At 67.4% G+C, this 14873-nt stretch carries 8 protein-coding genes; 2 read left to right on the top strand and 6 right to left on the bottom strand.

All coding sequences use genetic code 11. The annotated features are described in order from the left end of the window. Positions 1-163: 163 nt before the first annotated feature. Entirely contained in the window at positions 164-2134 is a 1971-nt protein-coding gene (locus MKD50_RS16825) for a tetratricopeptide repeat protein (RefSeq protein ID WP_252667816.1), read from the bottom strand. 274 nt (positions 2135-2408) lie between these two features. On the opposite strand from MKD50_RS16825, the gene MKD50_RS16820 reads away from it, so the two are divergent. Continuing rightward, on the top strand, positions 2409-3077 hold the full coding sequence (locus MKD50_RS16820; RefSeq protein WP_252667815.1) for a hypothetical protein: 669 nt from the start codon (positions 2409-2411) through the stop codon (positions 3075-3077). A gap of 21 nt (positions 3078-3098) precedes the next feature. Further along, complete coding sequence (locus MKD50_RS16815) at positions 3099-4328, top strand: hypothetical protein (protein WP_252667814.1); 1230 nt, start codon at positions 3099-3101, stop codon at positions 4326-4328. A gap of 89 nt (positions 4329-4417) precedes the next feature. On the opposite strand, the gene MKD50_RS16810 is transcribed toward MKD50_RS16815, so the two are convergent. From MKD50_RS16810 to MKD50_RS16790, 5 genes are all read right to left on the bottom strand, one after another. Beyond that, on the bottom strand, positions 4418-5569 hold the full coding sequence (locus MKD50_RS16810) for a branched-chain amino acid ABC transporter substrate-binding protein (RefSeq protein WP_115705390.1): 1152 nt from the start codon (positions 5567-5569) through the stop codon (positions 4418-4420). 169 nt (positions 5570-5738) lie between these two features. Continuing rightward, a complete protein-coding gene (gene putA, locus MKD50_RS16805) occupies positions 5739-9722 on the bottom strand; it encodes a trifunctional transcriptional regulator/proline dehydrogenase/L-glutamate gamma-semialdehyde dehydrogenase (protein ID WP_252667813.1) in 3984 nt (1327 codons plus the stop codon). 194 nt (positions 9723-9916) lie between these two features. Further along, a complete protein-coding gene (locus MKD50_RS16800) occupies positions 9917-12232 on the bottom strand; it encodes a primosomal protein N' (protein WP_371925361.1) in 2316 nt (771 codons plus the stop codon). 523 nt (positions 12233-12755) lie between these two features. After that, positions 12756-13847: a uroporphyrinogen decarboxylase gene (gene hemE / locus MKD50_RS16795; RefSeq protein WP_252667811.1), complete on the bottom strand. Its 1092-nt coding sequence runs from the start codon at positions 13845-13847 to the stop codon at positions 12756-12758. A 52-nt stretch (positions 13848-13899) separates the two neighbouring features. Beyond that, on the bottom strand, positions 13900-14850 hold the full coding sequence (locus MKD50_RS16790) for an alpha/beta hydrolase (protein WP_252667809.1): 951 nt from the start codon (positions 14848-14850) through the stop codon (positions 13900-13902). Between the last annotated feature and the right edge of the window lie 23 nt (positions 14851-14873).

Genomic DNA, 14873 nt, shown 5'->3' with positions numbered 1-14873 from the left:
GACATGGTAATGTAAGCACTTCACAATCCATGTCAGTGATTGTCCGACACCGCACCAAACGCACGCCTTATTTCGGCTATCTTCATCTAAAAAACGCCATCTGCGGATGGCGTTTTTTACATCCCTTACAACTTCAGCCGATTCGCGGGCGGCGAGAGACGTTTCAGACGCCCCACATCTTCCACACCGGGCGGGTAGCCTTCAATGCCGTCTCGACCTGCCCGTACAGGGTGCGCGTGGCGCCCTGCGCGGCCCCGCGGGCACGCGCCTGGTCGAAGTAGCCGAGCGCGGCTTCACGCTGGCCCTGTCCGAGTGCGGACTGCACCGCGCGCAGGTACACCTCGGCGTCCCAGTCGTCACGCGCGGCGAAGGCCGCGACGAAGTCCGCCAGCGCGGCGTCGTGGCGGCGTGCGGCATTGTGCACCAGGCCACGCTGCACGCGCGGGCCGGCCTGGTCCTGCGGATCGCCCTCGGTCAGCGCCACCGCCTGCTCGAACAGCGGCAGGGCGCGCTCGGGCTCGCCCAGGTCGCGCCAGACCTGGCCGAAACGGTTGTACAGCCAGGCATCCTCGACCAGCAGCGCGCGCCGCTGCTGCGCCTCGATCTCGGCCAGCGCATCGGTGCGGTCGTGCTCGTCCATGCCGGCCATGCGGGCCTGCAGCAGCGCGGCATAGTAGGCACGCGCATGCGCCATCGGGTGCGCGGCCTCGCTGCGGGCTTCCACCGGCAGCGCGTCCAAGCGCGCATCCATGTGCGCCATCGCGGCGCGCGCAGCCTCGCTCGGCTCGGCGCCGCCGAGTGCCTTCCAGGCGGCGATCATGCGGCTGAAGGCCCAGGTCACGTCGGCCGGGTTGCGCTCGAGCGGGTAGCGGTTGAGCACCTCGCCGGCCAGCTCAGCCACCTTCTGGTGCTGGCCCGCGTCGGCGTGGCAGTCGAGCAGGTCGATCCATTGCTCGATGAACTCGCTGGCGGCCATGCCCTGGCGGTGCAGCGCGATGCGCTCGTCGGCATGCGCGGCGTCGGCCGGCAGGCTGTGCGCCAGCAGCCGGCACAGCAGCGAATAGACATGGGGGTCGGCATTGCCACCATGGCCGGCGGCATCGCCCTGGCCCGTGGCGAAATACTGGTCGAAGCGCGCCACGCCCGCGCGCCCGGCCTGCACCAGCAGCGGACGCAGCGCGGCCTCGGCGGCGGGCACGTCGTCGATGAATTCGCCCAGCGCCATCGCGGCGCGGTAGTAGCCGGCGCCGTCGTCGGACTGGTCGGTCAGCGTGAAGCGCAGCCACGGCTCGGGTTCGGCGGAGGCGGAGGCAGTGCCGTCGCCGCGCAGCGCCAGCTGGTGGCGCCAGGCCAGTTCGCGTACCTGGCTCTGCGGGTCGGGCACCTGGCGCAGGTAGACGCCGAGGTCTTCGAGCGCGCCTTGCAGGTCACCGACGCCATGGCGCAGGGGCGCGCGCAGCCGGCGCGCCTCGGGGTGGTCGGGGTGCTCGGCCAGCACGCGCCCGGCCTGGTCGGCGGCGACGGCATCGCCGGCCGCGGCATCGAGCTCGAGCAGATGCGGGTTGTCCAGCGCGATCCGGGCCAGGCAGACGCGCATCAGCGGCTCCGCCGGCACGCCGGCGGCCTCGGTGCGGGCGATGTAGTCCGTTACCAGCGGCGCGATATCGTCGGCACCCAGGTCGGGGTTGCGCACCATCAGGTCGTACCAGTAGCGCGCGGCGCCGGCGATGTCGCCCAGCCGCAGCGCCACCAGGCCGGCGTGGAAGTGCGCGGCCCACTCGCCCGTCAGCAGCCCGCTGCGCTGGGCCGACTCATGCAGCCACGGACGGGCCTCGGCATCGCGGCCCAGGCTCATCAGCATGGCGCCGTAGCGGTGCGCGATCACCCCGCGCGAGACCCAGCGGTGCGGCGGCTGCAGCGGCAGCGTGTCGAGCCGCGCCAGCGCCTCGTCCAGCACCGCCAGCGCGGCGCCGGCATCGCCGTTGTCAAAGTGCAGCCGCGCCCGCAGCATGACGAAATCCACCACCTCGGGGCGCGCCAGCGACAGCTGGTCGGCAATCTGCAGCGCTTCGGCGAAGCGCCCCTGGTTGGCTAGCCCGATGGCGTGGTCGTAGCTGGCTTCCTGCTCGGACACGTACTGCTCCTATGGATGAAAAAAGTGCGAGTGCGGGATTATGCGCCATTGGAGCGCATGGGCGTCAGCATCGAGGGCAATTCGACAGGTCTCCCCTCAACTGCCCATCGCCACGTCTTGCGTGGATCGGGGCTCGGACGACTCGACACTACCATCGGAATATTCAGGCGAGATTCAAGAAATCGGCCACAGAAACCCGGTTTGGCTGCGACTACGGTCAAAAGGCAAGCGCTGATGCTTGCGCGTCCATGTCGCTCCAATGACCGAGGTCACGATGAAAGCCTACATCTCCCTGAGACCGACGTATCTTGCACTGGCCGCCGCCCTGCTACTGACTATGCCTGCGCATGCCCAATGGCGACGCCCGCCGACGGTGCCTATGCAAGTTGGCGCGGATCCCGTCAGTGCTGCTGATATTGTGGGACGAGACCTGGATATGATCGGTCTCGGGGGAGTCGGTCATGTGGGAATCTGGACCGGGAATCTCGTCATCGAAGCATTAAACACTGGTGGCAACGCCATCAATACGAATTCCCTTTTCGATTTCAAGTCGCGCACCCGCTATTGGGGTGCTGTATTTGTTGCCGGGCTGGAAAAACTGCCATCACAGCGAATGTGCATCGACGCGAACTGCTCTTATTTGGTGTCGCTTGGAATGAAGGAAGCGATTATTCAAAATGCCCTGGTCATCAAACAAATCGGCGCCGACTACACGGTTACGGACGGCTATATCTCGGCGCGCCCCGCTTGCTCGCCACCCGCTTGCACAAGCTATCGTCGTCCGGTACGCGGCCTCTATCGATGCGACAAGTTTGTGGTCGACGCCTTTGCGCCGCTGTCGAATGTCAACCTGGCGTTGTGGAACGTCATGTCCGCAACGAATCGGCCGTCCATGCTTTTTAGCTCCTTTAATGAGCGAGGCGTCGTCCTGCAGCCAAAATGAGTCACAGCGGAGGGTGATGTCATGACCAGGATAGCCACTATTGTGAGCGTTATCGGAACAGCGCTTGCCGGTGCTATGGCGTACGGTTTCTTTTCAGGCGGTCACGATGATAATCCTCTGACCGCGCCACCTTCGGCAAAGCCCTTGAGATCTTCGGCAGCAGACGCCGGATCAACTATCGCCGATACCGCCGCTGTTGCCCCCGAACCATCGGAGCCGGCCGACCCAGATAGCGTTCCCAGCAAGATTCGAGACATCGTGGGGAATGTCGATCTGACTGCTGAGGAGAAATCGGATCAATTATGGAGAATCTTTGAAAACCATGCGCGGGAGCCCGAGGTCGCACGCTATCTGCTGGATTCGATGCAATTCATTAAGCCGACGAACAAGAAACGTGTCATAGAACGCGTTGCAGCGGCATTGGATCAGGGTGCCCATGACGACGGCGTGAAGCGTGCGCTAGTCAATCTTCTTTCCGCGCAATTTGAACACGATGCATCGATTACCGTCGCTGCAGAAACCCAGCTTTCGGGCAACCCCTTGGTGCTGAAGGCGCTTCGTAAAGCAGCAAATTCCAACGACCATGCAACCGCCCATCAAGCGGTATTGCAGTATTCGCGGCTTGGCGAAGTGCAGGATAGCCTCGCTCAGTTGGGTACAGCGAGGGCAAATGGCCTGATCAATGCCAGCGAATATGTGAGGGAAATCGGGTTTCACCTTCCTCTCATTCAGGATCCCCCACAACAGCAACAGTTGTTGGACCTCATGGAAGATTCGGGGCTGCCCGGCCAGGAGTTGGCTGAACTCCTGGCGACGACAGCCCAGTTGCCCCATGCGCTTTCGTCACTGGCCCCCGCTTCCCTGCACACGATCCGCCGGATTCTCGCTGACAACCCACCGGCCTTTGCCGTCGATTTGCTGGATATGGATGTCCTGGCGCTGGCTCGGTACAACCGGTGGGCCGGTGCCAGCAGCGCCATTACGCACGCCCTATCCGGCGAACCGATACCGGACCTGCTTGCCACGCTAGTTATGCTGCCGGACGCCGATCCTCGCGCCCTTATTGCCGTAGCCGCTTCACCGATGTCCGAGCCGGTGATGCGAGTCCTGACAGAACGCGGCTTGGTGAACCACGCGCTTCAGCGACTGGACCGGTTTGAATCAGCCCCCGGAAATACTGCCGTAGCGAACGGCATCGTTGCGGATATCCGAGCAAAACTGAACAGCCGCTCGCTTAGCCAATCCCCATGACCCACCGGCCCAGGCATGGGCATCATGCTGCAAAAAAACGCCATCCGAGGATGGCGTTTCCCGTAGCGCAGAACTGCCGGATCGATGGCTTACTTGCCGCCAACCGTCTCCAGCACCGTCCACTTGCCGCCCACCACCTTGTAGACCGTGATACCGCCGTCCTTCAGGTCGCCGCGCGCGTCATACGCCAGCGTCTTGGTGGTCACGCCCTGCATATTGGTTGCAGCCAGCACCGGCAGGTAGCGCGCCGGGTCGGTCGAGCCTGCCTTGACCATGGCCGTCATCATCGCGGTGGCGCCGTCGTAGGCGTACGGCGAATAGGTCTGGACCTTGGAGCCGAAGCGCTTCTCGTACTTCTTCTCGTACGCGGCGCCGCCGGGCATCTGGTCCAGCGGCAGGCCGGCCAGCGACACCACGGTGCCTTCGGCGGCCGGGCCGGCCAGCTTCAGGAAGTTGTCGGTCTTGGACATTTCGCCCGACACCAGCGGGGCCTTCATGCCCAGTTCCTTGACCTGCTTGGCCATCGGCGCGGACTGGGTCTCGGCGCCGCCGTAGAAGATGATGTCCGGGTTGCTGCGCTTGATGTTGGTCAGCACGGCCTTGAAGTCCACCGCCTTGTCGTTGGTGAACTCGCGGCGCACGATCTTGCCGCCGGCGGCCTTGGCGGCCTTCTCGAACTCGTCGGCCAGGCCCTGGCCGTAGGCGGTGCGGTCATCGACGATGGCGATGTTCTTCGCCCCCAGCTTCTTCACCACGAAGGCGCCGATCACCGAACCCTGCTGGGTGTCGGAGGTCATCATGCGGAAGGTGGTCTTGAAGCCCTGCTTGGTGTATTCCGGCGCGGTCGCCATGGCGATCTGCGGAATGCCGGCGCGGTTGTAGACCATCGACGCCGGGATGGTGGTGCCCGAGTTGAAGTGGCCCAGCATGCCCTGGATGCCGTTATCCACCAGCTTCTGCGCGACCACCGAGCCGGTCTTGGGATCGGCCTGGTCGTCTTCGGAAACCAGCACGAACTTGACTTCCTTGCCGCCGATCTTGGGCTTGGTGGCGTTCATGTCCTCGATCGCGAGGACGATGCCGTTCTGCATGTCCTTGCCGTACTGGGCCTGGCCGCCGGTCATCGGGCCGGCGTAGCCCAGCTTGATTTCCTGCGCCTGCGCGAATGCGGCGGAGGCGGCGGTCAGGCCGGCCAGGGTCAGGGCAACGGTCATTGCCGTCTTGTGGAAAGTCGAGCTCATCAGATCTCCTTGGGTCCCAAATGGTGCCGATGTGGTGCCGATGTGGTGTCGTTACCGGCAGTTATATTGCGGCGCGGCCTGGCAGTGCCGCGCCGTGCTTTCTCCGCGCGGCGGAGCGGGATCACCGCCATCGCCGCGCGCTTCGACATGACGCCGTCCGAGGGTTGCCTCAGCCGATCGTCATCAAACTGGCATTGCCGCCCGCGGCCGCGGTGTTGACCGAGAGCGAGCGCTCGATCAGCAGGCGGTCGAGCGCAATGTTCCGTTCACCTTGCGCCAGGCCCTGCACGCCGATGATCGGACCAGGACGCGCCGCGACCTGCTCGCACACCGTGCGCAACTGGTCCGAGTCGCCGTGGTGCAGCACCGCATCGATCGCCGTGTCCGCCGCGGTCCAGTCGGCCACCATGCGGACGCGCGATTGTACGCCCTTAGGCAGGCGCGCAAACAGCCCCCGGCCGACAGGGTTTTCCGGCCATACCGCCTCGGCGCCCACCGTCAGCACGGCGCCCAGCTGCAGGGCCAGGTCGGCCTCTTGCGCGGCCAGGCAGAGCACCCGCTCGCGCGCCAGCAGCGTGTAGGTGTTGCGCTCGCCAGTGGGCCCGGCCAGCGTCACCGCGAGGCCCGAGGCCGAGGCCTCGGCGAAGCGCTCGCACGCGGCCGCCACCTCGGGCAGCTCGCGGCGCGCCCACTCGCGGAAGGCCTCGGTGGCGCGCACGGCTTCGTCGTCCGGCCCCACGGTCTGGGCGCCGCCGGCGCCGGCATTGACGTCGGCCGCGCGCACGCTGCGCGCCACCGCGTCCTGCGGACAGACCGACAGCAGCCGGTGCAGGTAGAGCGGGCCGCCCGCCTTGGGACCGGTGCCCGACAGCGCCTCGCCGCCGAACGGCTGCACCCCCACCACCGCGCCGACGATATTGCGGTTCACATACAGGTTGCCCACCTGCGCCCGGCTGACGATAAACGAGATGGTCTCATCGATGCGGGTATGGATGCCCAGCGTCAGGCCATAGCCGGTGCCGTTGATCTGGCTGACCATGGTATCCAGCGCCGCACGCGGGAAACGCACCACGTGCAGCACGGGGCCGAAGACCTCGCGCTTCAGTTCCTCGATGCTGTCCAGCTCGATCAGCGTCGGCGGCACGAAGGTGCCGTTGCGGCAGCTCGCGCCCTGCGCGGCGTTGGGATCGGCCTGGTGGACACGGCGGCCCTTGGCGCGCATGGCGTCAATATGGCGCACGATGTTGGCGCGCGCCTCTTCGTCGATCACCGGTCCGACGTCGGTCGACAAGCGATCCGGGTTAGCCATGGTCAGTTCCTGCATCGCGCCCTTGAGCATTTCCAGCACGCGCTCGGCCACGTCCTCCTGCAGGCACAGCACGCGCAGCGCCGAGCAGCGCTGGCCGGCCGAGTCGAAGGCGGAGTTGACCACGTCGCCGACCACCTGCTCGGCCAGCGCCGACGAGTCGACGATCATTGCGTTCTGGCCGCCGGTTTCGGCGATCAGCGGAATCGGGCGGCCGGCTGCGTCCAGGCGCCCGGCGACATTGCGCTGCAGGATGCGCGCGACCTCGGTCGAGCCGGTGAACATCACGCCCTTGACGCGGGCATCGCCCACCAGCGCGGCGCCGACGGTCTCGCCGCGGCCCGGCAGCAGCTGCACCGCGCCGGCCGGCACGCCGGCCTCGCGCAGCAGCTTCACCGCGGCGGCGGCGATCAGCGGGGTCTGCTCGGCCGGCTTGGCCAGCACCGGATTGCCTGCGGCCAGCGCCGCAGCGACCTGGCCGGTGAAGATCGCCAGCGGGAAGTTCCACGGGCTGATGCAGACCACCGGGCCCAGCGGGCGATGGGTCTCGTTGTCGAAGCCGCGGCGCACCTCGGCGGCGTAGTAGCGCAGGAAGTCCACCGCCTCGCGCACTTCGGCGATGGCATTGGAAAAGGTCTTGCCGGCTTCGCGCATGATGATGCCCATCAGCGACTGCATCTGGGCTTCCATCAGGTCGGCGGCGCGCTCCAGCGCGGCGGCGCGCACGTCCGGCGGTGTCGCCTGCCAGATCGGCGCCGCATTGACGGCGGCCTGCAGCGCGGCGTCGACGTCGGCCTGGCTGGCTTCGGTGACCTGGCCGACCACGTCGCGGTGATCGGCGGGGTTCAGTACCGGCGTGGTGATGGCATCGGCGGCACGCGCCACTTCGGCGCCCAGCATCGGCTCGGCAACCAGGCGCTCGCCGGTGCCGGCCAGCAACGCCGACGACAGCGAGGCCAGCCGATGCTCGTTGGCCAGGTCGATGCCGGCCGAGTTGGGGCGGCTCTTGCCATACAGCGTGCGCGGCGACGGGATGCGCGGGTGCGGCAGGCCGAGCACGCCTTCATCGCGATGCATGGACTCGACCACGGCCACCGGATCGGCAACCAGTTCATCCAGCGAGATGGTGTCGTCGGCAATGCGGTTGACGAACGAGGTGTTGGCGCCGTTCTCCAGCAGCCGGCGCACCAGGTAGGCCAGCAGCGTTTCATGCGTGCCGACCGGCGCGTAGATGCGGCAGGGCCGGTTGTACTTGCCGTCGGCGGTGGGGCCAACCACCTGGTCGTAGAGCGGCTCGCCCATGCCGTGCAGGCACTGGAACTCATACTGGCCGGGGTAGTAGCTGTGCCCGGCGATCTGGTAGATGGCCGACAGCGTGTGCGCGTTGTGCGTGGCGAACTGCGGGTAGATCGCGTCCGGCACCGACAGCAGCTTGCGCGCGCAGGCGATGTACGACACATCGGTGTAGACCTTGCGCGTATAGACCGGATAGCCTTCCAGCCCTTCCACCTGGGCGCGCTTGATCTCGCTGTCCCAGTAGGCGCCCTTGACCAGGCGGATCATCAGGCGGTGGCGGCTGCGGCGGGCCAGGTCGATCAGGTAATCGATCACGAACGGGCAGCGCTTCTGGTAGCCCTGCACCACGAAGCCGATGCCGTTCCAGCCGGCCAGTTCCGGTTCGAAGCACAGGCGCTCGAGCAGGTCCAGAGAGATCTCGAGGCGGTCGGCCTCCTCGGCGTCGATATTGATGCCGATGTCGTACTGGCGCGCCAGCAGCGTCAGCGACTTCAGGCGCTCGTACAGTTCGCCCACCACCCGCTCGTGCTGCGCACGGCTGTAGCGCGGGTGCAGCGCCGACAGCTTGATCGAGATGCCCGGACCTTCATAAATCCCCCGGCCGCGCGAGGCCTGGCCGATGGCGTGGATGGCCTGCTCGTACGACGCCAGGTAGCGCGCGGCATCGGCCTCGGTCATGGCCGCCTCGCCCAGCATGTCGTAGGAGTAGCGGAAGCCCTCGGCCTCGTAGCGGCGCGCATTGGCCAGCGCCTCGGAAATGGTCTCGCCGGTGACGAACTGCTCGCCCATCAGGCGCATCGCCATGTCCACGCCCTTGCGGATCAGCGGCTCGCCGCCCTTGCCGATGATGCGCGTAAGCGCCTTGGTCAGGCCCGATTCGGTATGGGTGGCGACCAGCTTGCCGGTCAGCAGCAGGCCCCAGGTGGCGGCGTTGACGAACAGCGACGGGCTCTGGCCCAGGTGCGACTGCCAATTGGCGCCGCTGATCTTGTCGCGGATCAGCGCGTCGCGCGTGGCCTTGTCGGGAATGCGCAGCAGCGCCTCGGCCAGGCACATCAGCGCCACACCTTCCTGTGAAGACAGCGAGAATTCCTGGATCAGTCCCTGCACCAGGCCTTCGCGACCGGTGCCCACCTTTTGCTCGCGCAAACGCGTGGCCAGTGCCTTGGCCATCTTGATCGCGGCCTCGGCCTGCTGTTGCGGCAGCCGCGCCTGTTCCAGCAGCACCGGCACGCAATCGGTTTCAGGGCGGCGATAGGCCGAAGTAATGGCGGCACGCAGCACCGACTGCGGCTGGATGCTCTGGGCAAATTCCAGGAAGGGCTGCGGCGCGCCATCGCCATGGAGCGCTTCCGCGCCGTCGCTGCCCTCGCCCTCGGCCCCGGCCGCGCCGACTTCATACGGCAAGTGGCCGCGCTCGATCTGCTCGAGATAACAGAAGATCGCCTGCTTGATCAGCCAGTGCGGGGTGCGGTCGATGGATTGGGCAACGCGCTTGAGGCGGTCGCGCGAGGCGTCATCGAGCTTGACGCCAAGGGTGGTAGTGGCCATTGCGGGCAATTCTCCGAAAGACTGGAGCCGCCGCCGGTGCTACCTCGTCCGTGCCGACAGGCAGGGGCGCGCGACCGGCCGCAGCCTGTGAGCTGGCGCGATCTTACTCCCGAAAATCACCAAGGTGCAACCTTGTGCAACCCTATCGAAAACCCTAATCCAAGGGTTGCACTTTTTCTCCACCGCGCCGGCCGTTAGATCCGCAACGGGTCGATCTCCAGTTGCCAGCGCACCCCCTTCACCTCCGTGCCAACCTCTGCAAAAGTCTGTACCCACTCGGCCACAAACCGCTGCAGGACAGGGCGTGCGCTAGCTTCGACCAGCATTTGCGCACGCTCGCGGTTGAACACCCGCACCATCGACATCGGCACCGGATCATGCAGTTGCACCTCCGGCGCCAGAGTGCAGCGTTCGGCATTCCGGCGCGCGGCCTCGAGGAACTGCAACGCACGCGCCAGCTGCCCGTGTTCCGCCGTCACCAGCACCTGGAAGCAGAACGGGGGCAACCCGGCCTGGCGCCGCTCGCGCAACTGGCTGGCCGCGAATCCATCATAGTCATGGCGCGTCAGGGCCTGCAATGCCGGGGTATCTGGATAGCGGGTCTGGATCAGCACCTCGCCCGGCAAGCCGGCCCGCCCCGCCCTTCCCGCCACCTGCATCAGCGACGCAAACAGGTGCTCGGCGGCGCGGAAGTCGTGGCTGAACATGGCCGCGTCCGGATGGACGATGCCGACCAGGGTCACGCGCTGGAAGTCATGCCCCTTGGCCACCATCTGGGTGCCCACCAGGATGTCGACCTCGCCCGCGTGGACCTCTTCGAACATGGCCTGGGCGCTGCCCTTGCGGCGCGTGGAATCGGCATCGATGCGGGCAATGCGGGCCTGGGGGAAGCGCGCCGCCAGCGCTTCTTCGATGCGCTGGGTGCCGCGCCCCAGCGGCGCGATATCGACATTGCCGCAATCCGGGCAGTGGTGCGGCACCGGCGCCTCGAGGCCGCAGTGGTGGCAGCGCAGGCGCCGTTCGGGCCGGTGCAGCACCAGGTATGCCGAGCAGCGTGGGCAGCCCGACAGCCAGCCGCAGCTGTCGCAGGCGATCACCGGCGCATAGCCGCGCCGGTTCAGGAACAGCAGGCTCTGCTCGCCGCGCGCCAGGCGCGCATCGATGGCCTCCAGCAACGGCACCGACAGGCCCTCGAACAAGGCACGCTGGCGCTGGCGCTCATGGTTCAGGTCGACCAGCCGCACCGCCGGCAGCGCAGCATCGGCCTGGGCGCGCTCGCGCAGCACCAGCTTGCGATAGGTGCCCTGCCCGGCCCGCCACCAGGTTTCCATCGACGGCGTGGCCGAGCCCAGCACCACTGCGATGCCGCGCTGCTTGGCGCGCCACACGGCCAGGTCGCGCGCAGAGTAGCGCAGCCCTTCCTGCTGCTTGTAGGAGGTGTCGTGCTCCTCGTCGACCACGATCAGTGCCAGCGCCGGCAGCGACGCCATCACCGCCATGCGCGTGCCCAACACGATGCGGGCCTCGCCGCGGTGCGCCGCCAGCCATTGCAGGCTGCGCTCCTGGTCCGCCAACCCGCTGTGCAGCACCGCCAGCGGCAACTGCGGGAAGCGCGCGGCAATGCGGCTTTGCAGCTGCGGGGTCAGGTTGATTTCCGGCACCAGCATCAGCACCTGGGCCTGCGGGTCGCGCCCCAGCACCGCCTCCATCGCATGCAGGTAGACCTCGGTCTTGCCGCTGCCAGTCACGCCGTGCAGCAGGAACGGGACAAAGCCTTCGGCGTCGGCGATGGCCTGCACCGCGGCGCGCTGCTCCTCATGCAGCGGCGGCGCGGCCGATGGCGGCTGGGCGGGGTCGGTCGGCAACAAGGTGCGCGCGGTGCGGCTGGCCTCGACCAAGCCTGCGGCCTGCCATTCGGCCAGCCGCGACGGTGCCGCGGCACAGAGGGCACGCGCCTGCGCCAGGGACAGCGGCTCGCCCGCGGCAGCGCGCTCGACCAGCGCCTCGGCCAGGGCCCGCACACTGCGGGCGCGGGGCGGCACGGCCGCCAGCAAGGCCTCGGCCTGGCCCGGCAGCACGCGGTATTCATCGGTACGGGCACGCTGCGCCAGGTTAGGCCAGCTTTCCGCCTCGCGCAGGGCGGGCGGCAATGCCGGCAGCATCACTTCGCCGAGCCGGCGCTGATAGTAGCGCGCGGCAAAGGCTGCCAGCCCGATCCAGTCCGGCTGCAGCGGCGGCAGCCAGTCCAGCCGTTGCGCCACGGGGCGCAACTTGTCCACAGGCACGTCCGAGTCTTGCGCGAATTCGACCGCGACACCGACCATGCTGCGGCGGCCGAACGGCACCACTACTAGGTCGCCGGGCGCGACGTCGGCAATGGCGAGGTAGTCGAAGCAGTCGTCCGCAGGCGTGTCGAGGGCAACCCGGATCATCGGCGGCGTGGATAACGTCGTCCCTGCGGCGGCTAGCGCCGCGGCCTCGGGTAGGTGCGCGCCGCTATCGGGCAGCATGCACGACTTGAGGGTGCATCGCCGTGGGGCAGGTGCCGGACCACTGAGGGCCTGCCAGGCCGTGGCGGAGGGTTGGTGTGCGGCGCAGCATCAACTTAAAGTAAAACTTCAAATGTGGCCCTAAGTCGATGATAGATGACTGGTTTTCCACTAATTCCACCGCCCCTGTGGATAACTTTGTTGAAAAGTCGCTTTGCCTGGCCCGGAAGCCCCGAAAAACAAGGGATCCACTGGCATCGACCCCTCCTTTGCAAATCTTCCAAAGCCTTAAAAATCAAGGGCTTGCAAACATCCCCCAGATAGGTTAGGGAATAACCCTGTCCCGCACTGCGGCAAACCTATCGGTGTGCATAAGTCAAGGGCCGGCAATCAACTCCGTGCACCTTTTTGGCGGTTCATGGCGAAAAAGTTAACTTGACATGGTACGGCCGCGCGGCTCGCGCAGCACTGGGTACGGGCGCGGCCGGGACGCTGCAGCGCGACGCGGCGCCGAACCGGCCTCCCGGCCTGCATACCGCGCCCGTCACTTCCCAACTGCGCGCAGTTGGCGGCTGTGCCGGTGCACTTCGTCGACCAGCACCGAAACGCTCTCCGGCGGCGTGAACTGAGAAATGCCATGGCCGAGGTTGAAGACATGACCGTCGCTGCCGCCGCCAGCGGCATAGCTGTCCAGCACCCCGCGCACCTGCTCGCGGATCGCGGCCTCGGGCGCAAACAGGACGGTCGGGTCGATATTGCCCTGCAGTGCCACGCGGCCGCCGGTGCGCCGGCGCGCTTCGGCCAGGTTGACGGTCCAGTCCAGCCCGATGGCATCGGCGCCGGTGTCGGCCAGCGCTTCCAGCCACAGGCCGCCGCCCTTGGTGAAGACGATCGCCGGCACTTGCTGGCCGGCGTGCTCGCGCTTCAGGCCGGCCAGCACGCGGCGCATGTAGGCCAGCGAGAACGCCTGGTACATGCCGTCGGCGAGCGCCCCGCCCCAGGTGTCGAAAATCATCACCGCCTGCGCGCCCGCCTCGATCTGCGCGTTCAGGTACTGGGTAACCGCCTGCGCATTGATGTCCAGGATGCGGTGCATCAGGTCGGGCCGGCCGTACATCATCGCCTTGACCGTGCGGAAGTCGTCCGAGCCGCCGCCCTCGACCATGTAGCAGGCCAGGGTCCAGGGGCTGCCCGAGAAGCCGATCAACGGCACGCGCTGGCGGCCATCCTGAACGAGCGCGCGGCGGATTTCGCGCACGGCGTCAAACACGTATTGCAGCGATGCCATGTCGGGCACGGCCAGCTTCTGCACGTCGGCCTCGGTGCGCAGCGGATGGGCGAAGCGCGGGCCTTCTCCCTGCGCGAACGACAGGCCCAGGCCCATCGCATCCGGCACCGTCAGGATGTCCGAGAACAGGATGGCCGCGTCGAGCGGATAGCGGTCCAGCGGCTGCAGTGTCACTTCGGTGGCATAGGCCGGGTTCTTGGCCAGCCCGAGGAAGCTGCCAGCGCGCGCGCGCGTGGCGTTGTACTCGGGCAGGTAGCGGCCTGCCTGGCGCATCAGCCACAGCGGCGTGTATTCGGTCGGCTGGCGGCGCAGCGCGCGCAGGAAGGTATCGTTCTGCAGTGCGGTCATGGTCATCCTCGTAAGACCGCCATTCTAAGGGATGGCCGCGCGCGGATGCCGCTCAGACGTCGTCGATCATCCCCGCGAACGCCGACGCGGCGCGGCGCATCCATTCCCGTGCGCGCTCCGCCTCGGGCTGGAGCCGCGCGAAGCCGTGGGTCATGCCGCTGGCCTCGATGGTGATCACCGGGGCATCGTGGCGCACCAGGAAGTCGGCATAGGCCAGGCCGTCGTCGCGCAGCACATCATGCGCCGCCACCATCAGCACGGTCGCCGGCGGCCGCACCGGCGGCGCTGCCATCAGGTGCACGCGCGGATCGGCGTGGGCAGCGCCCTGCGCCAGCGCCTCGGCGCCGATGAACTGGGTCCAGAACCAGGCCATCTCGTCACGCGTCAGGCCCGGGCCATCGGCGAAGGCGCGATAGCTTTCGGTGCTGAGCACCGGCGCCGCGACCGGATAGATCAGCAGCTGGGCATCGACCCGCACCGTGTCGCCGGCATTGAGCTGCTGCGCGGCCTGCGCCGCGAGGTGGCCGCCGGCGCTGTCGCCGGCAACCGCCAGGAAATCGGACGCCAGGCCCAAGGCCTGGCGCTGGCCGGCAAGCCACAGCACTGCTTCGGCGGCATCGTCGCAAGGCGCCGGAAAGGCGTGCTCCGGCGCCAGCCGGTAATCGACGCTGGCCACGGCACACCCGGTATCGGCCGCGAGCAAGGCCGCGACGGTGTGGTGCGTCTGCGTCGAACCAATCACCCAGCCGCCGCCGTGGAAGTACACCAGCAGCCGCGGCGTGGCCACGCCGGCCGGGCGGAACACCCGTGCGCCCAGTGTGCGGCCGCACAGCGCCACTTCGAGCTGCTGCACCACAACGCCCTCCGGATCCGGCCGCAACGAGGCGGCGGCAATCTCGGCGAAACGGGCGCGTTGCGCCGGGACGTCGGCCGGCACCGGCTCCGTGGCATAGCGTTCGGCCAGGCGGCGGTAATAGGCGAGCAATTGCGGATCGATGGCCATGGTCGGCGGCAAAGGGGTAATCG

Origin of the sequence: Cupriavidus mimosae (genome assembly GCF_023952485.1) — a bacterium.
In the GTDB taxonomy this organism is placed as follows: Bacteria; Pseudomonadota; Gammaproteobacteria; order Burkholderiales; family Burkholderiaceae; genus Cupriavidus; species Cupriavidus taiwanensis_C.
The sequence above is the reverse complement of the archived record's forward strand: the minus strand, read 5'-3'. Positions and strand labels throughout refer to the sequence as shown.

Excerpts from the sequence above, each read along its gene's own strand:
- MKD50_RS16820 (WP_252667815.1), top strand. The coding sequence starts at position 2,409 with ATGAAAGCCTACATCTCCCTGAGACCGACGTATCTTGCACTGGCCGCC.
- hemE (WP_252667811.1), bottom strand. The coding sequence starts at position 13,847 with ATGACCGCACTGCAGAACGATACCTTCCTGCGCGCGCTGCGCCGCCAG.
- putA (WP_252667813.1), bottom strand. The coding sequence starts at position 9,722 with ATGGCCACTACCACCCTTGGCGTCAAGCTCGATGACGCCTCGCGCGAC.
- MKD50_RS16810 (WP_115705390.1), bottom strand. The coding sequence starts at position 5,569 with ATGAGCTCGACTTTCCACAAGACGGCAATGACCGTTGCCCTGACCCTG.
- MKD50_RS16790 (WP_252667809.1), bottom strand. The coding sequence starts at position 14,850 with ATGGCCATCGATCCGCAATTGCTCGCCTATTACCGCCGCCTGGCCGAA.
- MKD50_RS16800 (WP_371925361.1), bottom strand. The coding sequence starts at position 12,232 with ATGCTGCCCGATAGCGGCGCGCACCTACCCGAGGCCGCGGCGCTAGCC.
- MKD50_RS16815 (WP_252667814.1), top strand. The coding sequence starts at position 3,099 with ATGACCAGGATAGCCACTATTGTGAGCGTTATCGGAACAGCGCTTGCC.